Raw genomic sequence first — 20,400 nt, 5'->3', positions numbered from 1 at the left:
TCAAGCGCCCAAGGCAGGCGGCCGCCCGACCAGGCTTTGGAAGATGCCCTCGAACAAGGCATTGCCGTCGTTGCCGCTCACAGGCTTCCACTGCACATGCTGGGTCACGCGCTGGCGGTGGCGCAGGGTCTCGACCCAGATGTCGCGCAGCGGCGTCCGGCAGTGCAGCGCCAGCACCAGCAGCGCCATCTGCTCCTGCAGGCAGAACGCACTGTGCACCCCGCTCTCGCCGTCCTTGAGCACGCGGGTCAGCTGGTCGACCGAGAGCAGCAGCTTGCCCAGGGCCGCCATGTCCTTGGGCGCATTCTGCCAGAGGATGGCGCGCTCGGCGGCCCAGAAGGCCAGGGCGCGGGCGTAGTCATCGAGGTCCTGCGCACTGCGCAGCTCGTTCTGGCCCAGGCGCGGATTGCGGTGCCAGGGGATCTGCTGGAAGTCGCTGAGCGTGCGTTCGTGATCGGGGATGAAGGACTTGATGCGGCTGCGCAGCTCGCGCCCGCCGATCTCGTCCAGGCGTGCCAGCCAGGCCTCGCGCACGCTGGGCAGCCACCAGCCCACGGAGCAGTGAATGTACTGCCGGTCCTGCTCGGGCTGCACATGCAGGGAAAAAGCCTGCACCGTGGGCCCGTAGCTGCGCTGCACGAAGCGCGCACGGGAGTTCACCGGATGCGGGTGGACCTCGAAGCCCAGGGGCGCGAGCCGCTCCATCAGCGCGCCGCAGAGCATATCCAGGCTGTGCGGCACCCGTGCCGGGGCAAAGCTGCCCGGCGTTGCCTGCACCCTGGGAGGCTCCGCGCGCAGGGCCCGTTCGGCAAAGGGCTCGGCCGTGCCGTTGGCGTAGACCACCTGGCGGTCCAGCCGATACAGCGCTGCGCTCTGCGGCTCGAACAATTGCAGCCCGGCATCAGCCGCCACATGGCCCAGGGTGGACAGGACGGTGGCATCCAGCGCCTCTATATCGACACCCAGATTGAGGGGCCAGTGGTCCACCGGGCCGAACGGCAGGCCCTCGGTCCAGATCAGGGGCTGGTCCACACCGTTGGCACCGGCTGCGAGCGGGTAGTAGCACTGCACCTCGCGCAGGAACTGCTCGAGCATGGCCACGACCCGGGGCGTGGCCGCCTGGTCGCGCTTGCACGCAGCCAGGGCGGTGGGCACGTCGGTGGCCGTGATGCGGTCGAAGATCTGGACGATGGTGCTCATGACAGCGGCAGGCGCCCGAAGATGTAACAGGGATCAGCGGATTGTGCGCAATGGCGCGCCGCGCGGCTACCGGAAAACCTCGTGGGAACGCGCTTCGATGCACTCGCACAACGGCTTGTAGAAGGCTGCGTTGTAGCCGCGCACCCCGATGTCCTGGTGGATCAGGGCGTAGTAGCGGGTTTCCAGTTCGTCCCAGAGGTCTTCGGTGCCCTTGAAGATGGCCGAGGCATGTTCGAGGCCGTTGCTCGCAGCCTGCAGGCGGGGGCTGGCAGATGCATCGTCTGGCGTCAACGCTTCGAGGATGGCGACGCGCTCGTCCCGGTCCTTGGGGATGCGCTGGCCGGGGAATACGGCATAGGCATCGCGCAGGATGTCGGCGAATTGCACCAGGCCCAGCAATTCGAAGCCGGCAAGCGCCTCGTGCGCCAGTTCGCCGTAGCTGTTGTAGAAGAACTGCGAGAAGCCGCCATTGCAGATCTGGCCGTCGGCATTGGCGATGGCCCACAGGGCCATCTGTGCCGGCGCCATGCGCGCCCGCAGTTCGGCTGCGCGCTCGGGCTTGTCCCACTCCCAGACCTCGGCAATGCGGCACACCGCGTATTCGAAATAGCTGCTCCAGTCGAAGTCCAGGTCCTTGGCCAGCACGCTCAGAGGGCCAGGGTTAACGGGCCGAAGGTCGGGCAAATGCGCCTGACCACCATCGGCGGTGCTGCCGGCATGCAGGGGCACCCCTGCCGCACAAGCGAGTTGCCACCCCTTGCCCAGCCAATCCCATTCCTGCCCGTTGGCATGCATGGCGGCCTCGAAGGCGTTGCGGCATTTTTTGGTGCGCAGCGCTTTCCAGGCCGCGCCGGGGCTGTCTGTCGCCACACCGGGAGCAGGCTGCAGCTCGGCGGTATGCACGCTGTTGCCCTGCACACCCATGCGCAACTGGGCGCAGGGCTGGTGGCCGGAGGCGGGACGGATGAAATGCTGCAGGTAGGCCATGGATTGCAGTGGAGGAGATCTTGAGGATGCCAGGCAGATCGCCGCATGGGGCCCCATCCGTCTGGCGACGAAGCCCCGCATCCTAAAACCCGGGCGCGGCTACCCGGCCCGAGCGCCCTGCCCGTCTGCCAACTTGTTCACGGATCCGCGGTCAACGAAAAAAGCCGCAGGGTCCTGTGACCCTGCGGCTTTATCGTATCCTCAAGCAGTCGGGGATTACTTCTTCTGCGGCGGCACATCCGTGCAGCTGCCGTGCGCAATCTCCGCCGCCATGCCGATGCTCTCGCCCAGCGTGGGGTGCGGGTGGATGGTCTTGCCGATGTCCACCGCGTCCGCGCCCATCTCGATGGCCAGCGCGATCTCGCCGATCATGTCGCCGGCATGCGTGCCCACGATGCCGCCGCCCAGGATCTTGCCGTGGCCATGGGCTTCGGGGCTGTCGTCGAACAGGAGCTTGGTGTAGCCCTCGTCGCGGCCGTTGGCAATCGCCCGGCCCGATGCCGTCCAGGGGAACAGGCCCTTCCTGACCTTGATGCCCTGGGCCTTGGCCTGGTCTTCGGTGAGGCCCACCCAGGCCACTTCAGGGTCGGTGTACGCCACCGAGGGGATCACGCGGGCGTTGAAGGCGGCGCTGGCCAGTTCCTTGTTGCCCTGGATCTCGCCGGCGATGACTTCGGCCGCCACATGCGCTTCGTGCACCGCCTTGTGCGCCAGCATGGGCTGGCCCACGATGTCGCCGATGGCGAAGATGTGCGGCACGTTGGTGCGCATCTGGATGTCGACGTTGATGAAGCCGCGGTCGGTGACGGCAACGCCGGCCTTCTCGGCGGCGATCTTCTTGCCGTTGGGGGTGCGGCCGACTGCCTGCAGCACCAGGTCGTAGACCTGGGGCGCCGGTGCGGTGCCGCCCTCTTCCGCCGCGGCGAACGTCACCTCGATGCCCTCGGGCGTGGCCTTGGCCCCCACCGTCTTGGTCTTGAGCATGATGTTGTCGAAGCGCTTGGCGTTCATCTTCTGCCAGACCTTGACGAGGTCGCGGTCGGCGCCCTGCATCAGGCCATCCATCATTTCCACCACGTCCAGGCGCGCGCCCAAGGTGCTGTAGACGGTGCCCATTTCCAGGCCGATGATGCCGCCGCCCAGGATGAGCATGCGCTTGGGCACCTGCTTCAACTCCAGCGCGCCGGTGGAGTCCACCACGCGCGGGTCGTCGGGCATGAAGGGCAGGCGCACGGCCTGGCTGCCGGCGGCGATGATGGCGTTCTTGAAGGCGATGACCTTCTTGCTGCCGGTCTTCTCCTGGCCGGTGGCGCCGCCGGTTTCCTCCACTTCGAGGTGGTGGGCTCCGATGAACTGGCCGACACCGCGCACCGTGGTGACCTTGCGCATCTTGGCCATGGCGGCCAGGCCGCCGGTGAGCTTGCCGATGACCTTTTCCTTGTGGCCGCGCAGCTTGTCGATGTCCAGCGTCGGCTCGCCAAAGCTCACGCCCAGGTCGGCCATGTGGCTGACTTCGTCCATCACGGCCGCCACGTGCAGCAGCGCCTTGGAGGGGATGCAGCCCACGTTCAGGCACACACCGCCCAGGGTGGCGTAGCGCTCGACCAGCACGACCTTGAGGCCCAGGTCGGCGGCGCGGAAGGCGGCGCTGTAGCCGCCCGGGCCGGCGCCGAGCACCAGCACGTCGCATTCGATGTCGGCGCTGCCGCCAAAGCTGGCTGCCTGGGGCGCGGGTGCAGCCGGGGTAGGCGCTGCAGCCGGAGCTGGTGCTGCGGCGGGCGCAGGTGCGGGAGCCGCGGCACCTGCGTCCGCGGCCTCCAGCGTCAGCACCACCGCGCCTTGGGCGACCTTGTCGCCGATCTTGACCTTGAGCTCCTTGACCACGCCAGCGTGGCTCGAAGGAATTTCCATGGAGGCCTTGTCGGACTCCACGGTGATCAGGCTCTGCTCGGCCTTGATGGTGTCGCCGGGCTTGACCAGCACTTCGATGACGCCGACTTCGTCGAAGTCGCCGATGTCGGGAACCTTGATATCGATGATTGCCATACCAGGGTCTCCTTTACAGCAGGATGCGGCGGTAGTCCGCCAGCACCTGGCCCAGATAGGCATTGAAGCGCGCGGCCGAGGCGCCGTCGATGACGCGGTGGTCGTACGACAGCGACAGCGGCAGCGTGAGGCGGGGCACGAACTGCTTGCCATCCCACACCGGTTTCATCGCGCTCTTGGACAGGCCCAGGATGGCCACTTCCGGCGCATTGATGATGGGCGTGAAGTGCGTGCCGCCAATGCCGCCCAGCGAGCTGATGGACATGCAGCCACCCTGCATGTCGGCCGCGCCGAGCTTGCCGTCGCGGGCCTTCTTGGCCAGCTCACCCATCTCGTTGCTGATCTGGATGATGCCCTTCTTGTCGGCGTCCTTGAGCACGGGAACCACCAGGCCGTTGGGCGTGTCGGCCGCAAAGCCGATGTGGTAGTACTGCTTGTAGACCAGGGTGTCGCCGTCCAGGCTGGTGTTGAACTCGGGGAACTTCTTGAGCGCTGCCACCACGGCCTTGATCACGAAGGCCAGCATGGTGACCTTGACGCCGCTCTTCTCGTTCTCCTTGTTGGTGGAGACGCGGAAGGCTTCGAGCTCGGTGATGTCGGCCTCGTCGTTGTTGGTGACGTGGGGGATCATCACCCAGTTGCGGTGCAGGTTGGCGCCGCTGATCTTCTTGATGCGCGACAGGTCCTTGCGCTCCACCGTACCGAACTTGGTGAAGTCGACCTTGGGCCAGGGCAGCAGGTCCAGGCCTGCGCCGGAACCACCGGCGCCGCCGGCAGGTGCCTTGGCGGCCTGGGCCTTGGTCTGGGTGGCGCCGCTCATGACCTGCTTGGTGAAGGCCTGCACGTCGTCCTGGCTGATGCGGCCCTTGGGGCCGGTGCCCTTGACTTCTTCCAGCGGCACGCCGAGTTCGCGGGCGAACTTGCGCACGGAGGGGGATGCGTGGGGCAGGCCTGCGGTGGGCGTGCCGGGCTGGTGGGCAGGCACGGCCACAGCGGCGGCTGCGGGCGCTGGCGCTGCAGCGGCTTGCGCCGCAGGAGCTGGAGCCGAGGCGGCGGGTGCCGGAGCTGCTGCAGGTGCAGGTGCCGGGGCTGCGCTGCCGGCGGCGCCTTCGAGGATCGCCACCAGGTCACCGATGTTCACGGTGTCGCCGATCTTGACCTTGAGTTCCTTGACCACGCCAGCGGCGGGCGACGGGATCTCCATGGAGGCCTTGTCGGATTCGACGGTGAACAGCGATTGTTCGACCTTGATGGTGTCGCCGACCTTGACCAGCATTTCGATGACGGCCACGTCCTTGAAGTCGCCGATGTCGGGCACGCGCACTTCCACGGGGCCGGCTGCGGCGGCGGGGGCCGCTGCTGCTGCAGGTGCCGGCGCAGGGGCCGCGGCCTGGGGGGCCGCTGCCGCGGGTTCGGGCGCGGCTGCTGCCGGGGCGGGCGCACCGGCTTCGGCGGCTTCCACCACCACGATGACCGAGCCTTGCTTGACCTTGTCGCCCACGGCGACCTTGAGTTCCTTGACCACGCCTGCGTGGCTCGACGGGATCTCCATCGAGGCCTTGTCCGATTCCACCGTGATCAGCGACTGCTCCGCCTTGACGGTGTCGCCGGGCTTCACGAGCAGCTCGATCACGCCGACTTCGTCGAAGTCGCCGATGTCCGGGACTTGAATGTTGACCAATGCCATTGTTGTCTCCGGTTCGATTTAGGCGTAGAGCGGGTTGACCTTGTCGGCCTGGATGTTGTACTTGGCGATGGCTTCGGCCACCTTGGCGGCTGGCACCTTGCCTTCTTCGGACAGCGCCTTGAGGGCCGCCACGACGATGTAGTGGCGGTTGATTTCGAAGTGCTCACGCAGCTTGCTGCGGAAGTCGCTGCGGCCGAAGCCGTCGGTGCCGAGCACCTTGTAGGTGCGGCCGGCCGGGATGAACGAGCGGATCTGGTCCGCGTAGTTCTTCATGTAGTCGGTGGAGGCGACCACGGGGCCCGTGGTCTTGCCCAGTTGCTCGGCCACGAAGGAGACGCGAGGCGTTTCCGTCGGGTGCAGCAGGTTCCAGCGCTCCACGTCCTGGCCGTCGCGGGCCAGTTCGTTGAAGCTTGGGCAGCTCCAGATGCTGGCGGCCACGCCCCAGTCCTTTTCAAGCAGCTCCTGGGCGAAGAAGGATTCGCGCAGGATGGTGCCGCTGCCCAGCAGTTGCACCGTGGGTGCATCGGCAGCCAGGGCGGGTGCCTGCTTGCAGATGTACATGCCCTTCAGGATCTGCTCTTCCGTGCCGGGCTGCAGGCCGGGCATGGCGTAGTTCTCGTTGAGCAGCGTCAGGTAGTAGAAGACGTTTTCCTGGCGCTCGACCATGCGCTTGAGGCCATGGTGCATGATCACGCCGACTTCGTGGGCGAAGGTGGGGTCGTAGCTCACGCAGTTGGGGATGGTGCCGGCCAGGATGTGGCTGTGGCCGTCTTCGTGCTGCAGGCCTTCGCCGTTGAGCGTGGTGCGGCCCGAGGTGCCGCCCAGCAGGAAGCCGCGGGCCTGCATATCGCCCGCGGCCCAGGCCAGATCGCCGATGCGCTGGAAGCCGAACATCGAGTAGTACACGTAGAACGGGATCATGATCCGGTTGTTCGTGCTGTAGCTGGTGGCGGCAGCGATCCAGCTGGCCATGCCGCCGGCTTCGTTGATGCCTTCCTGCAGGATCTGGCCGGCCTTGTCTTCCTTGTAGTACATCACCTGGTCGCGGTCGACCGGGGTGTACAGCTGGCCCTTGGGGTTGTAGATGCCGATCTGGCGGAACAGGCCTTCCATGCCGAAGGTACGGGCCTCGTCCACCAGGATGGGCACGACGCGCGGGCCGAGGGCCTGATCACGCAGCAGTTGCGTGAGGAAGCGCACGTAGGCCTGGGTGGTGGAGATCTCGCGGCCTTCGGCCGTGGGCTCCAGCACCGCCTTGAAGGTCTCCAGCGCGGGCACGGTGAAGCTCTCTTCGGCCTTGGGCAGGCGTTTGGGCAGGTAGCCGCCCAGGGCCTTGCGGCGCTCGTGCAGGTACTGCATCTCGGGCGTGTCGTCGGCTGGCTTGTAGTACGGGATGTCGGCCAGCTGGCTGTCCGGGATCGGGATGTTGAAGCGGTCGCGGATGTACTTGATGTCCTCGTCCGAGAGCTTCTTGGTCTGGTGCACGGTGTTCTTGCCTTCACCGGCCTTGCCCATGCCGTAGCCCTTGACCGTCTTGACCAGCAGCACGGTGGGCTGGTTCTTGTGCTCGTTGGCGGCGTGGAAGGCGGCGTACACCTTGGCGGGCTCGTGGCCGCCGCGGCGCAGCTCGAAGATCTCTTCGTCGCTCATGTGCTCGACGAGCTTGAGCGTCTCGGGGTAGCGGCCGAAGAAGTTCTTGCGCACGAAAGCACCGTCGTTGGCCTTCATGGCCTGGTAGTCGCCGTCCAGCGTCTCCATCATCAGCTGCTTGAGCTTGCCGGTCTTGTCGCGCGCCAGCAGGGTGTCCCAGCCGTTGCCCCACAGCAGCTTGATGACGTTCCAGCCGCTGCCGCGGAACTCGCTTTCCAGCTCCTGCACGATCTTGCCGTTGCCGCGCACCGGGCCGTCCAGGCGCTGCAGGTTGCAGTTGATCACGAAGACCAGGTTGTCTAGGTTTTCGCGCGCGGCAAGGCCGATGGCGCCCAGCGACTCGGGTTCGTCCATCTCGCCGTCGCCGCAAAACACCCAGACCTTGCGGTTCTCGGTGTTGGCGATGCCACGGGCGTGCAGGTACTTGAGGAAGCGTGCCTGGTAGATGGCCATCAGCGGGCCCAGGCCCATGGACACCGTGGGGAACTGCCAGAACTCGGGCATCAGCTTGGGGTGCGGGTAGCTGGAGAGGCCCTTGCCGTCCACTTCCTGGCGGAAGCTGTCGAGCTGCTCTTCGCTCAGGCGGCCTTCGAGGTAGGCGCGCGCATAGATGCCGGGCGAGCTGTGGCCCTGGATGTACAGCAGGTCGCCGCCGTGGTTCTCGCTGGCCGCATGCCAGAAGTGGTTGAAGCCGGCGCCGAACATGCTGGCCACCGAGGCGAAGGAGCCGATGTGGCCGCCCAGGTCGCCGCCGTCGGCGGGGTTCAGGCGGTTGGCGCGCACGACCATGGCCATGGCGTTCCAGCGCATGTAGGCGCGCAGGCGCTTTTCAATGGCGATGTTGCCAGGGCAATGGGCCTCCTGGTCGGCTTCGATGGTGTTCACATAGGCCGTGTTGGCAGAGAACGGCATGTCGATGCTGCTCTGGCGCGCATGTTCGAGGAGTTGTTCAAGCAGGAAGTGGGCGCGCTCCGGGCCCTCCTTGTCGATCACGGCGGACAGCGCGTCCATCCATTCGCGGGTTTCCTGCTGATCGACGTCGGTACCGAGGCCGAACGCGGCCTGAGGATCGGGCTGAGCTGACATGCTTTGTCTCCTGTAGGTGTGGCAGCAATTTAGATGACTGTCCCTAGTTTCTCACAACTTTTTGCCAATTTCAAATGGTGCCCATCAATATCGCATTATGAGATTTTGCTGCAAGTGCACAAGAACGGGCGTTCGCAAAACGTCCACTCCTTGCCCGCCAGCCTGCAGCCAACGGATCGTGGACAGGTTTCCCCGGGCTGTCCGTAACCAGGTGTGCACCTCCTCTACACTTGAGGGGACATGCAAGCCACCGATCCCGCGCCCTCCCCTACGGTCTCGCCCATCGCGGCCCCTGCGCGCTGGTGGCGCAAGTGGTGGCGCAGCCTCTCGCCCACCCGGCAGGACCGGTTTGCCGCGCTGGCCCCATTGGCAGCGGTGCTGATGTTCCTGGCGGCCATCGTGGCGGCCTTCTGGTACCTGCGCGCCGAAGAAGCCGAGCGCGAGCAGGAAGCCCTGCGCCGCGATGTGGAATACGCCCAGCAGCGGGTGCGCCTGCGCCTGCTGGAACGGCAGGAGCAGCTCATGCGCATAGCGCGCGACCTGTCCAACCAGGAGCTGGAGCGATCCGAGTTCGTGAGCCGGGCCGAGACCCTGATCAGCCAGTACCCCGAATTGCAGGCCATCACCTGGATCGACGAACGCCGCCGCATCCGCGCCAGCCATGCCGCCCCCACCCTGGCCAGCAGTGAACTGCGCATCGCCGGCGAGGTGCTCAAGGCCGGCGATACGGCCGACACCTACGGCCTGGCGCGCGACCTGCAGCAGCCCGTGTATGCCCAGCCGGCCGCCACGGCGGGCGACATCACCCCGTTGCTGCAGCTGCAGGTGCCGCTGAACAACCAGGGCAAGTTCAGCGGCGTGGTGCTGGGCGAATACTCCATTGACAGCCTGCTGCGCTACGGCACGCCCACCGAGGTGCTGGCGCGCTACGCTGTGACCTTGCTCGACAGCAAGAACCAGGTGCTGGCGGGCACCCCGCTGGGCCCGCGCAACCCGGCCACGCAATTCCTGCCCTGGAGCCCGCGCGCCAACGAATACGAGGTGCCCGTCTCCCCCGTGGGCAACGGGCTGGTGCTGCGCGCCCAGGCCTACCGCACCTCGCTGGGCGTGGTGGGCAGCGGCCTGTTCTGGCTGGTGGGTACCCTTTCCGCCATGACGGCCTGGATGCTGATCGCCACCTGGCGCCACACGCGCCGGCGCATGCAGGCCCAGCAGGCCCTGGTGGCCGAGACCAACTTCCGCCGCGCGATGGAGAACTCCATCCTCACCGGCATGCGCGCGCTGGACATGGAGGGCCGCATCACCTACGTGAACGCCGCCTTCTGCCAGATGACGGGCTGGAGCGAGGCCGAGCTGGTGGGCCTGAAGGCGCCCTTCCCCTACTGGCCCGACTCGGACCACGAGGCCCTGCACGCCAAGCTGCGCGATGAACTCAGCGGCAAGACCATCGTCGGCGGCTTTCAGGTGCGGGTGCGGCGCAAGAGCGGCACGCTGTTCGACGCGCGCCTGTACGTCTCGCCGCTGATCGACGCGCACGGACACCAGACCGGCTGGATGACGTCGATGACCGATATCACCGAGCCCAACCGGGTGCGCGAGCAGCTCTCGGCATCGCACGAGCGCTTCACCATCGTGCTCGAATCGCTCGATGCCTCGGTCTCCGTGGCGCCGTTGGGCAGCGAGGAGCTGCTGTTCGCCAACAAGCTGTACCGGCAGTGGTTCGGCTCGCAGACCGGCGGCCACCTGCAGCTGGTGGCCCAGGCCGGCGTGGTGCCGGTGGCGGGCAGCACCAGCTCGGGCGTGGACGACGAAGACGGCCTGATGGGCCTGCCAACCGACACGCTGACCAGCGCGCGCACCGAAAACGCCGAGATCTTCCTGCCCGACCTGGGCAAGTGGCTGGAGGTGCGTTCGCGCTACCTGAACTGGGTGGACGGCCGCCTGGCGCAGATGGTGATCGCCACCGACATCACGCCGCGCCGCCAGGCCGAGGAACAGGCCTCGCGCCAGGCCGAGCGCGCCCAGTCGGTGAGCCGGCTGATCACCATGGGCGAGATGGCGTCCAGCGTGGCGCACGAGCTGAACCAGCCGCTCACGGCCATCAACAACTACTGCAGCGGCATGGTCTCGCGCATCCAGAGCGGGCAATTGACGGAAGAAGCCCTGCTCACCGCCCTGCAGAAGACGGCCCACCAGGCCCAGCGCGCAGGGCAGATCATCCAGCGCATCCGCTCCTTCGTGAAGAAGAGCGAGCCCAACCGGGCGCTGGCCGATGTGCACTCCATGGTGACCGAAGCCGTGGAGCTGGCCGACATCGAGCTGCGCCGCCACCATGTGCGGCTCACGCTGTACATCGCCGCGCGCCTGCCGCCCGTGATGGCCGATACCATCCTGATCGAGCAGGTGCTGGTGAACCTGATGAAAAATGGCGCCGAGGCCATCCAGCAGGCCAACCGCCCCACAGCCGGCCGCAGCGTGGAGCTTCGCGTGGTCCCCAAGACCATCGAAGACCGCGACGTAGTCGAGTTCTCGGTGCTGGACACCGGCAAGGGCCTGGCGCCCGAGGTGCTGGAGCGGCTGTTCGAAGCCTTCTTCTCCACCAAGCAGGAAGGCATGGGCATGGGCCTCAATCTGTGCCGCAGCATCGTCGAGTCGCACCAGGGCCGGATGCATGCAGAGAACATCTACAATGGTTCAGACGTCACGGGCTGCCGGTTCTCCTTCTGGTTGCCGCTCGCCAAGCCTGCCGATGACACTACAAATTCTGTAGCAAACGCACATACTCCAAGGACAATTGCATGAGCTTGATTCCGAAAAAAGGCACCGTATACGTCGTGGACGATGACGAAGCGGTCCGAGACTCCCTGCAATGGCTGCTGGAAGGCAAGGACTACCGGGTGCGCTGCTTTGATTCGGCCGAGACCTTTCTGTCGCGCTACGACCCGCGCGAAGTGGCCTGCCTGATCGTGGACATCCGCATGGGCGGCATGACCGGCCTGGAACTGCAGGACCGCCTGATCGAGCGCAAGTCCCCGCTGCCCATCGTGTTCATCACCGGCCACGGCGACGTGCCCATGGCCGTGAACACCATGAAGAAGGGCGCGCTCGACTTCATCCAGAAGCCTTTTGACGAGGAAGAGCTGGTCGGCCTGGTCGAGCGCATGCTGGACCACGCCCGCGAGGCCTTTGCCGGCTACCAGCAGGCCGCCAGCCGCGACGCCCTGCTCTCCAAGCTCACCAGCCGCGAGGCCCAGGTGCTCGAACGCATCGTCGCCGGCCGCCTGAACAAGCAGATCGCCGACGACCTCGGGATCAGCATCAAGACGGTGGAGGCGCACCGCGCCAACATCATGGAAAAGCTCAATGCCAACACCGTGGCCGATCTGCTGAAGATCGCCCTGGGCCAAAATGCCCCCAAGGGCTGAGCCCATACATAGCCAAGTTCCCCACCAGGGCGCCACCCGGCGCCCTTTTCGATCCGAATTCCAGCCATGACAGCCCAACTCATCGACGGCACCGCCCTCTCCCGCCAACTGCGCAGCGAAGTCGCCCAGCGCGCCGCCGCCCTCACCGCGCGCGGCCACCAGCCTGGCCTGGCGGTGATCCTGGTGGGCGAAGACCCGGCCTCGGCCGTCTATGTGCGCAACAAGGTCAAGGCCTGCGAGGACAGCGGCGTGCGCTCGGTCTTCGAGAAGTACGAAGCCACCCTGAGCGAGGCCGAGCTGCTGGCCCGCATCGCCGCGCTGAACGCCGACCCGACCGTGCATGGCATCCTGGTGCAGATGCCCCTGCCCAAGCACATCGACCCGCACAAGGTGATCGAGGCGATTTCCACTGCCAAGGACGTGGATGGCTATTCCGTGCTGTCGGCCGGCGAGCTGATGGCCGGGCTGGGGGGCTTTCGCCCCTGCACCCCGTACGGCAGCATGAAGCTGATTGAATCCACCGGCCAGTCGCTCAAGGGCAAGCATGCCGTGGTCATCGGGCGCAGCAACACCGTGGGCAAGCCCATGGCCCTGCTACTGCTGCAGGCCAATGCCACCGTGACCGTGACGCACAGCGGCACGCCCGACCTGGGCTACCACACGCGCCAGGCCGACGTGGTGGTGGCCGCCGTGGGCCGCGCCAACACGCTCACGGCCGACATGGTCAAGCCCGGCGCCATCGTGATCGACGTGGGCATCAACCGCAACGCCGAAGGCAAGCTCTGCGGCGACGTGGACTTCGAGGGCGTCAAGGAAGTGGCCGGCTGGATCACCCCCGTCCCTGGCGGGGTCGGCCCGATGACCATTACCATGCTGCTGGTGAACACCATCGAGGCGGCCGAACGCACGGCCGCCCGGTAAAAGATTCTTGAACCTACGCCCCGAGGCGCCATCTACACCGCATGAGCAACGCCCTTCTCGAATTTTCCGGCCTTCCCCAGTTTGACCGCATCACGCCCGAGGACGTCGCCCCTGCGGTCGATGTGCTGCTCGAGCGTGCCAATGTGGCGCTGGAGACGGTGACCGCCCCCGACTTTCCCGCCCGCTGGGATGCCATCGCCCAGGTACTGGACGTGGCCACCGAACAGCTGGGCACGGCCTGGGGCGCGGTGAGCCACCTCAACAGCGTGGCAGACACCCCCGAGCTGCGCGCCGCCTACAACGCCGCCCTGCCCCGCATGACCGAGTTCTGGACCCGCCTGGGCGCCGACGAGCGCCTGTACGCCAAGTACAAGGCCATCGATCCGGCCACCCTGACCAGCGAGCAGCGCCAGGCGCACAAGAATGCGGTGCGCAACTTCGTGCTCAGCGGCGCGGAGCTGACCGGCACGGCCAAGGACCGCTTTGCCGAAATCCAGGAGCGCCAGGCCGAGTTGAGCCAGAAGTTCAGCGAGAACGCGCTCGATGCGACGGACGCTTTTGCCTATTACGCCAGTGATGCCGAGGTCGCCGGCATTCCTTCGGATGTGCTGCAGGCCGCGCGCGACGCTGCCCAGGCCGAGGGCAAGGACGGCTACAAGCTCACGCTCAAGATGCCGTGCTACCTGCCGGTGATGCAGTTCGCCGACCGGAGCGCGCTGCGCGAGACGATCTACCGCGCCTATGTGACCCGGGCTTCCGACCAGGCCGAGGGTGATGCCCGCAAGTACGACAACACTGCATTGATCAGCGAGATCCTCGCGCTGCGCAAGGAAGAAGCGCAGCTGCTGGGCTATGCCAACTTCGGCGAAGTCTCGGTGGTGGCCAAGATGGCCGATTCGCCGGCCGAGGTGGTCAGCTTCCTTCGCGATCTGGCCCACCGCGCCCGCCCCTATGCCGAGAAGGACGTGGCCGACCTGCGTGCCTTCGCATCCGCCAACCTGGGCTTGGCCGATCCAAAGGCCTGGGACTGGCCCTACATCTCCGAGAAGCTCAAGGAGGCCCGCTATGCCTTCAGCGAGCAGGAGGTCAAGCAGTACTTCACGGCACCCAAGGTGCTGGCCGGCCTGTTCAAGATCATCGAGACCTTGTTCGAGGTGGCCATTCGCCGCGACAGTGCCCCCGTGTGGAACCCTGCCGTGGAGTTCTACCGCATCGAGCGTGGCGACACCCTGGTGGGCCAGTTCTACCTGGACCAGCCCGCGCGCACCGGCAAGCGCGGTGGCGCCTGGATGGATGACGTGCGCACCCGCTGGCTGCGCCCCGACACCGGCGTGCTGCAGACCCCGGTGGCGCACCTGGTGTGCAACTTCGCGAGTGGCGTGGATGGCAAGCCGCCGCTGCTCACGCACGACGATGTGATCACCCTGTTCCACGAGTTCGGCCACGGCCTGCACCACATGCTGACCCAGGTGAACGAGCGCGATGTCTCGGGCATCGGCGGTGTGGAGTGGGATGCGGTGGAGTTGCCCAGCCAGTTCATGGAAAACTTCTGCTGGGAGTGGGATGTGCTCAAGCACATGACGGCCCACGTGGACACGGGCGAGCCGCTGCCGCGCGCGCTGTTCGACAAGATGATCGCCGCCAAGAACTTCCAGAGCGGCATGCAGACGCTGCGCCAGATCGAGTTCTCGCTCTTTGACATGCTGCTGCACACCGAGCACGACCCTGCCCAGGACATCATGCCCCTGCTGGCCCAGGTACGCGCCGAAGTGGCCGTGCTGCAGCCGCCGGCCTTCAGCCGCACGGCGCACACATTCAGCCACATCTTCGCGGGCGGTTATGCTGCGGGCTATTACAGCTACAAATGGGCCGAGGTGCTGAGCGCCGACGCCTATGCGGCTTTTGAAGAGACCGTGGGCAGCGACGGCCAGCCCAGCGCCGAGACCGGCCGCCGCTACCGCGAAGCCATCCTGGAGGCGGGCGGCAGCCGGCCGGCGATGGAGTCGTTCAAGGCCTTCCGGGGCCGCGAGCCGCGCCTGGATGCGCTGATGCGCCACCAGGGCATGGCCGGGCCGGCCGCGGCCTGAGTTTTCCCACCATAACCGGATTCCGAGGAGAAAGACGATGCGCAAAAACCTGCTGTCCCTGCCGATGCTGGCCCCCATGCTGGTCCTGCTGGCCTGTAGTGCAGCGCAGGCGCAAACGGTGTACCGCATCGTCGGACCCGACGGCAAGGTCACCTTCTCGGACCGGGCGCCCGACAATGCCGCCAAGGCCACGACCAGCACCACCAACCCCGCAACGGGTGCCGTGGGCGGCACTACCGGCCTGCCGCTGGAGCTGTCGCGCATCGCCCAGCGCTTTCCCGTCACGCTGTACACCGGTAGCGACTGCTCGCCCTGTGCCAGTGCACGCAGCCTGCTGGTGAACCGGGGTGTGCCCTTCACGGAGCGTACCGTGACCACCAACGAGGATCTTGACGCGCTGCGCAAACTCAGCGGAGACACCTCGTTGCCTTACGGCACCATCGGAGCCCAGCGCATGGCCGGCTTTTCTGACACAGAGTGGACGCAGTACCTGGATGCGGCGGGCTACCCGAAGGCGTCGCAATTGTCGGCCAACTACCGTCGTCCCCCAGCCACGCCACTGGTGGCGGTCGCGGCGCCGGCAGCCCCTGCTGCGGCCCCCGCCTCGAACGCGGCGGCCGCTACGGCTTCGCCACGCGCGCGCCCGGCACCGGCGGCTACCGAAGGCCCGTCGCCCACCAATCCGGCGGGCATCAGGTTCTGAGCCTGCTGGCAGGCATCTGCCTGCCCTGTACCCGCCAAGACAATGGGCCGCTACTGCGGCCCATTGTCATTTTGCTGGCGCAGCCCCTCCAAAAGGGGCTCACGCGGGATCAGTAGCTCAGCGTCTTCACGCCCTGGGCCGTTCCCAGCAGGCAGACCGAGGCCTTCTGGTGCGCGAACACACCCACCGTGACCACGCCGGGCCACTGGTTGACGTCGGACTCGAAGGCCAGCGGCTCGGTGATGGACAGGCCCGTGACATCCAGGATGTGCTGGCCGTTGTCGGTGACCAGCGGCTGGCCGTCCTTCTGGCGAATCGTCGCCTTGCCACCCATGGCCGCAAAGCGGCGGGCGATGTGGGCTGCCGCCATGGGAATCACTTCCACTGGCAGAGGGAACTTGCCCAGCGCGGGCACCAGCTTGGACTCGTCGGCAATGCAGACGAAGCGGCCCGCCAGTGCGGCCACGATCTTCTCGCGCGTGAGTGCGGCGCCGCCGCCCTTGACCATGTGGCCCTGGCCGTCGATCTCGTCGGCGCCATCGATGTACACGGACAGGGACTCGACCTCGTTGGCGTCGAACACGGGGATGCCCAGCGCTTTCAGGCGCTGGGTACTGGCCACGGAGCTGGACACGGCGCCCTTGATGCGGTCCTTCATGCTGGCCAGTGCGTCGATGAACTTGTTGACGGTGGAGCCCGTGCCCACCCCCACGATCTCGCCAGGCACCACGTATTGCAGGGCAGCCTGGCCTACGAGGGCCTTGAGTTCGTCTTGGGTCAGGGGGGTAGAGGTCGTCATGGGGGAAAATCAGGGGTAATTGCGCAATTATCCCCTGTCATCCCTCCATGTCCCTGATCCCCTACGCCCTCACCCGCCCTTTCCTCTTCGGCCTGGATGCCGAGGCTGCACACGAACTCACTATGGACATGCTGGCGCGCGGGCAGCGCACGCCGCTGCAATGGGCCTGGTGCAACACCCGGGTGGACGACCCCATCGAGCTGGCGGGCCTCAGCTTTCCCAACCGCGTGGGCATGGCCGCCGGGCTGGACAAGAACGCGCGTGTCATTGACGCCCTGGGCGCCATGGGCTTCGGCTTCGTGGAGGTGGGCACCGTGACGCCCAAGGCCCAGCCCGGCAACCCCAAGCCGCGCATGTTCCGCCTGCCCGAAAAGCGCGCCCTGATCAACCGCCTGGGTTTCAACAACGAAGGGCTGGACGCCTTTTTGCGCAACGTGCAGCGATCGCGCTTTCGCGAGCAGGCGCAGGGCCGGGGCCCGCGCATGCTGCTGGGCCTGAACATCGGCAAGAACGCCACAACACCCATCGAGAACGCCACCAGCGACTACCTGACCTGCCTGGACGGCGTCTACCCCCATGCCGACTATGTGACGGTGAACATCAGCTCGCCCAACACCCAGAACCTGCGCGCCCTGCAGAGCGACGAAGCGCTGGACGGGCTGCTGGGTGCGATCGCCGCGCGCCGCGAAGTGCTGGCGCAGCAGGCCGGCAAGCGCACGCCCATCTTCGTGAAGATCGCCCCGGACCTGAGCGAGGAGCAGGTGTCGGTGATCGCCGCCACGCTGCAGCGCCACGGCATGGACGGCGTGATCGCAACCAACACCACGATCAGCCGCGATGCCGTCAAGGGCCTGCGCCATGCCGAGGAGACCGGCGGGCTGAGCGGCGCACCGGTGCTCGAGGCCAGCAACAACGTGATCCGCCAGCTGCGTGCCGCGCTGGGCCGCCAGTTTCCCATCATCGGTGTGGGCGGCGTGATGAGCGCCGACGATGCAGTGAGCAAGATCCGCGCGGGCGCGGACGTGGTGCAGATCTACACCGGGTTGATCTACGAGGGCCCGGCCCTCGTGACCCGTGCGGCACAGGCCATCAAGGGCATGGGGTGACCCGTCCGGCAAGCCCCGGTACGCGGTTAAGATTCCACCAAGTGGTAAAAATTGGCGGTGTTACAGAGCATGCACGCCAAGACCGTGGCATAGTCGCTTGATACCAAATGTGTCATCCGATGGCAATCCATTCCATTTTTGACAATGCACGTGGCCCCCTGGGTGCTGCGGCAATGCTCCGTAGTTCCAACCCATGAATGTTCTTGTCATCGACGATCACTCCCTGTTTCGTGAGGGACTTCGCCTGCTGCTGGCCGAGCTGGGCTTCGCAATCGACACCCAGATCGCAGGCAGTTGCGAAGAAGGGCTCGCCAAACTGCGTGAGCAACCCGCGGACATCGTGCTGCTGGACTGGCACATGGAAGGCCTCTCGGGTGCCGAGGCCATGGTGGCCATCCGCGAACTGGTGCCCCAGGCGCGCCAGATCGTGCTGTCGGGCGAGAAGAGCGCGGCGCTGGTACGCACCGCCATCGACAACGGCGCGGTCGGCTTCATCGCCAAGGACTCCGAGCCGGAAACACTGCTGCTCGCCCTGAACACCATTGCCTCGGGTGGCATCTACCTGCCCGCCACCCTGCTCTCCGGCCCCGGCAGGACGGCCGGCCCCGCACCGGACAACCATCTGCCCAGCGACCTGACCCAGGCCTTCCCCGAGCTGACGCAGCGCCAGGGCGATGTGCTGGCAGCCATCCTGCGCGGCCTGCCCAACAAGGTGATTGCGCGCGAGCTCAACATCAGCGACCAGACGGTGAAATCGCATCTGAGCGTCATCTTTCGCCAGCTCAACGTCCAAAGCCGCACCGAGGCGGTGTACGTCTGCGCACGGCAGGGCGTGCGCATCGCCTGACACTTTGAACAGGTTCTTAGTGGGCCGAGGCCCGGGCCTCGCGTTCAGGCACCTGCTCACCGAGATCGGCCAGCCACTTGATCAGCAACGAGGGCAGCACCGGCTTTTGCCACATCGCGATATTGCCCAGGCGCTCGACCTCGTGGAGATTGATGCCGGGGTCGCCCGTGATGATGGCCACGGGCAGCGCAGGCCAGCGGGATCGCAGGCGCTGCGCCACCTGCAGGCCGGTGGCGTCTCCTGCGAGCCGGTAGTCGGCAATCAGCGCATGCGGGGCCGCGGTGGCTGCTTCGATGGCGGCATCCGGGGGCATGCCCTCCCACTGCGTGACCTTGCAGCCCCATGACTCGAGTGCCTGGGTGGTCGCCATCCGGACCAGGGCATGGTCCTCGACCAGCCATACATCCACGGCCATGGTCAGCACGGGCTCGGCTGGCGCCGACAGGGCGCCGACGCCCGTGCTTTCGAAAATCGGCGCCTGGGGCAAGGTGAGGGTGAAGGTGGTGCCCTGGCCCGGGTTGGAATGCATGCCCATTTCCAGCCCGAGCAAGGTTGCCAGGCGGCGCACGATGGCCAGGCCCAGGCCACTGCCCTGCCCGGGATCGCGCGAGGGATTTCCGACCTGGAAATACTCCTCGAAAACCCGGGCCTGCGCCTCATGGGCGATGCCGATGCCGGTGTCGCGCACCTGCAGCTCCACCACGCTTTCCCGCGCGAACACGCTGACCATGACACCGCCATCGTTGGTGTACTTCACCGCGTTGTCCACCAGGTTGCGCAGGATGCGCTCCAGCAGGAAGGCGTCGCTCAGCACCCAGGCCTGCGCATCCCCCTCGACCTCGATGGTCACCCCTTTGGCGGCGCACCGCGGCCCGAACTCGCGCGCGAGATCGCGCACCATGGCGGCGATGTTCAGCGCCTGCATCTGCGGCACGATGCTGCCGGTTTCGAGCTTGGACAGATCGAGCAGCCCCGAGAACAGCTTGTCCAGCGAGCCTGCCGCATCGCGGATGTGGGCGATCAACTGCGCGGTCTGCGGTGTCTCGTGGCGGTGCAGCAGGGACGAAAACACCAGCAGGGCGTGCAGGGGCTGGCGCAGGTCATGGCTGGCCGCAGCCAGGAAGCGCGACTTGGCGGCATTCGCCTCTTCGGCCACCTGCTTCTCCTCTCCCAGCCGGCGCATCAGGTCCGCGTTCTCGAAGCGGATCTGCAGCGAATCGCGGAATGCCTGCGCCGTCTGCCGTGACGAGGCCGCGACCACCAGGCCCACACCAAACAAGGCCAGCGCCAGGGGCAGGCCGTTGGTGCCGCCCTGGGTCAGCCAGAACACCGCCGCGAAGGCGAGGTTGATCCACGCCCCGGCGATGAAGGTCGACGGATGGGTGGACGCATTCACCAGCGCGCCGCCCAGGTAGATGAGCTGCAGCACCGTGGCAAAGGTCGCGATGCCCCCGCTGGTGCCATAGCCGATCCACCAGACGGTGGTCCCCATCAAAGCCTGGTTGGCCACGGTGATCCACCAATGATCGGTCTGCTGCTGGGACAGCGCGGCCGCGTCTGCCGAGTCGAGCACGGCCAGCGCACGCGCACTAAGGACCGAATTGATCTGGGCCATCAGCACCACGGGAACCATCCACGCCAGCACGCGCCAGGCAGGCGTGGAAAAACCGAAGCAGATCGCCGCCACGATGGCCGCCACCACCACCATGGTGCGCGCGCTGACCGACTGCTGTGCCCTCAGCCGCAGCGACTCGCGCGCCATTGCTACATCCAATGGGTGATTGGCATCAACGGGAAATGGCGGTAGAAAATGCATGTAAACAATTGTTACTCAAAAACCAATGCCCACGGAAAGG

14 protein-coding genes are annotated in these 20,400 nt (G+C 66.5%); 7 read left to right on the top strand and 7 right to left on the bottom strand.

Annotated elements, in window-relative coordinates; translation table 11 throughout:
* From AC07X5_RS09570 to aceE, 5 genes are all read right to left on the bottom strand, one after another.
* The gene (locus AC07X5_RS09570) at positions 1–1,200 is read right to left on the bottom strand and encodes a hypothetical protein (protein WP_494769923.1); all 1,200 of its coding nucleotides are present in this window, start codon (positions 1,198–1,200) and stop codon (positions 1–3) included.
* 66 nt (positions 1,201–1,266) lie between these two features.
* Positions 1,267–2,187 (bottom strand): DMP19 family protein, encoded by a 921-nt coding sequence (locus tag AC07X5_RS09565; RefSeq protein ID WP_494769922.1) that lies wholly within the window; start codon positions 2,185–2,187, stop codon positions 1,267–1,269.
* A gap of 216 nt (positions 2,188–2,403) precedes the next feature.
* Entirely contained in the window at positions 2,404–4,233 is a 1,830-nt protein-coding gene (gene lpdA / locus AC07X5_RS09560) for a dihydrolipoyl dehydrogenase (protein WP_494769921.1), read from the bottom strand.
* A 13-nt stretch (positions 4,234–4,246) separates the two neighbouring features.
* The gene (aceF, locus tag AC07X5_RS09555) at positions 4,247–5,920 is read right to left on the bottom strand and encodes a dihydrolipoyllysine-residue acetyltransferase (protein ID WP_494769920.1); all 1,674 of its coding nucleotides are present in this window, start codon (positions 5,918–5,920) and stop codon (positions 4,247–4,249) included.
* 18 nt (positions 5,921–5,938) lie between these two features.
* Positions 5,939–8,656, bottom strand: coding sequence for a pyruvate dehydrogenase (acetyl-transferring), homodimeric type (aceE, locus tag AC07X5_RS09550; RefSeq protein ID WP_494769919.1), 2,718 nt, complete (start codon positions 8,654–8,656; stop codon positions 5,939–5,941).
* 240 nt (positions 8,657–8,896) lie between these two features.
* On the opposite strand from aceE, the gene AC07X5_RS09545 reads away from it, so the two are divergent.
* The 5 genes from AC07X5_RS09545 to AC07X5_RS09525 all read left to right on the top strand — a co-directional run bounded on the left by AC07X5_RS09545 (position 8,897) and on the right by AC07X5_RS09525 (position 15,792).
* Positions 8,897–11,458: a PAS domain-containing sensor histidine kinase gene (locus AC07X5_RS09545; RefSeq protein ID WP_409956310.1), complete on the top strand. Its 2,562-nt coding sequence runs from the start codon at positions 8,897–8,899 to the stop codon at positions 11,456–11,458.
* A complete protein-coding gene (locus AC07X5_RS09540) occupies positions 11,455–12,081 on the top strand; it encodes a response regulator transcription factor (protein ID WP_007848524.1) in 627 nt (208 codons plus the stop codon). The genes AC07X5_RS09545 and AC07X5_RS09540 overlap by 4 nt, the downstream gene beginning before the upstream one ends.
* 66 nt (positions 12,082–12,147) lie before the next feature.
* Positions 12,148–13,002 (top strand): bifunctional methylenetetrahydrofolate dehydrogenase/methenyltetrahydrofolate cyclohydrolase FolD, encoded by an 855-nt coding sequence (gene folD / locus AC07X5_RS09535; RefSeq protein WP_494769918.1) that lies wholly within the window; start codon positions 12,148–12,150, stop codon positions 13,000–13,002.
* A 41-nt stretch (positions 13,003–13,043) separates the two neighbouring features.
* Positions 13,044–15,089, top strand: coding sequence for a M3 family metallopeptidase (locus AC07X5_RS09530; protein WP_494769917.1), 2,046 nt, complete (start codon positions 13,044–13,046; stop codon positions 15,087–15,089).
* 37 nt (positions 15,090–15,126) lie between these two features.
* On the top strand, positions 15,127–15,792 hold the full coding sequence (locus tag AC07X5_RS09525) for a glutaredoxin domain-containing protein (RefSeq protein WP_409956306.1): 666 nt from the start codon (positions 15,127–15,129) through the stop codon (positions 15,790–15,792).
* Positions 15,793–15,901: 109 nt separating this feature from the next.
* Here AC07X5_RS09525 and rpiA read toward each other — a convergent pair whose 3' ends face one another.
* Positions 15,902–16,591: a ribose-5-phosphate isomerase RpiA gene (gene rpiA, locus AC07X5_RS09520; protein ID WP_494769916.1), complete on the bottom strand. Its 690-nt coding sequence runs from the start codon at positions 16,589–16,591 to the stop codon at positions 15,902–15,904.
* Positions 16,592–16,638: 47 nt separating this feature from the next.
* Here rpiA and AC07X5_RS09515 point away from each other — a divergent pair, with 47 nt between their 5' ends.
* Both AC07X5_RS09515 and AC07X5_RS09510 read left to right on the top strand, forming a co-directional pair.
* On the top strand, positions 16,639–17,697 hold the full coding sequence (locus AC07X5_RS09515) for a quinone-dependent dihydroorotate dehydrogenase (protein WP_494769915.1): 1,059 nt from the start codon (positions 16,639–16,641) through the stop codon (positions 17,695–17,697).
* Between the two features lie 193 nt (positions 17,698–17,890).
* Entirely contained in the window at positions 17,891–18,544 is a 654-nt protein-coding gene (locus AC07X5_RS09510; protein WP_409956303.1) for a response regulator, read from the top strand.
* A gap of 16 nt (positions 18,545–18,560) precedes the next feature.
* On the opposite strand, the gene AC07X5_RS09505 is transcribed toward AC07X5_RS09510, so the two are convergent.
* Entirely contained in the window at positions 18,561–20,306 is a 1,746-nt protein-coding gene (locus tag AC07X5_RS09505) for a hybrid sensor histidine kinase/response regulator (protein ID WP_494769914.1), read from the bottom strand.
* Between the last annotated feature and the right edge of the window lie 94 nt (positions 20,307–20,400).

This window comes from Acidovorax sp. GW458-11-26-14-TSB4 (assembly GCF_059423865.1).
Note: the sequence above shows the minus strand (reverse complement) of the source record. Positions and strands in the feature narration are given on the sequence as shown.

What these genes read in the sequence shown, in the direction of transcription:
- AC07X5_RS09570 (WP_494769923.1), bottom strand. Translation starts at nt 1,200, where the DNA reads ATGAGCACCATCGTCCAGATCTTCGACCGCATCACGGCCACCGACGTG.
- AC07X5_RS09565 (WP_494769922.1), bottom strand. Translation starts at nt 2,187, where the DNA reads ATGGCCTACCTGCAGCATTTCATCCGTCCCGCCTCCGGCCACCAGCCC.
- lpdA (WP_494769921.1), bottom strand. Translation starts at nt 4,233, where the DNA reads ATGGCAATCATCGATATCAAGGTTCCCGACATCGGCGACTTCGACGAA.
- aceF (WP_494769920.1), bottom strand. Translation starts at nt 5,920, where the DNA reads ATGGCATTGGTCAACATTCAAGTCCCGGACATCGGCGACTTCGACGAA.
- aceE (WP_494769919.1), bottom strand. Translation starts at nt 8,656, where the DNA reads ATGTCAGCTCAGCCCGATCCTCAGGCCGCGTTCGGCCTCGGTACCGAC.
- AC07X5_RS09545 (WP_409956310.1), top strand. Translation starts at nt 8,897, where the DNA reads ATGCAAGCCACCGATCCCGCGCCCTCCCCTACGGTCTCGCCCATCGCG.
- AC07X5_RS09540 (WP_007848524.1), top strand. Translation starts at nt 11,455, where the DNA reads ATGAGCTTGATTCCGAAAAAAGGCACCGTATACGTCGTGGACGATGAC.
- folD (WP_494769918.1), top strand. Translation starts at nt 12,148, where the DNA reads ATGACAGCCCAACTCATCGACGGCACCGCCCTCTCCCGCCAACTGCGC.
- AC07X5_RS09530 (WP_494769917.1), top strand. Translation starts at nt 13,044, where the DNA reads ATGAGCAACGCCCTTCTCGAATTTTCCGGCCTTCCCCAGTTTGACCGC.
- AC07X5_RS09525 (WP_409956306.1), top strand. Translation starts at nt 15,127, where the DNA reads ATGCGCAAAAACCTGCTGTCCCTGCCGATGCTGGCCCCCATGCTGGTC.
- rpiA (WP_494769916.1), bottom strand. Translation starts at nt 16,591, where the DNA reads ATGACGACCTCTACCCCCCTGACCCAAGACGAACTCAAGGCCCTCGTA.
- AC07X5_RS09515 (WP_494769915.1), top strand. Translation starts at nt 16,639, where the DNA reads ATGTCCCTGATCCCCTACGCCCTCACCCGCCCTTTCCTCTTCGGCCTG.
- AC07X5_RS09510 (WP_409956303.1), top strand. Translation starts at nt 17,891, where the DNA reads ATGAATGTTCTTGTCATCGACGATCACTCCCTGTTTCGTGAGGGACTT.
- AC07X5_RS09505 (WP_494769914.1), bottom strand. Translation starts at nt 20,306, where the DNA reads ATGGCGCGCGAGTCGCTGCGGCTGAGGGCACAGCAGTCGGTCAGCGCG.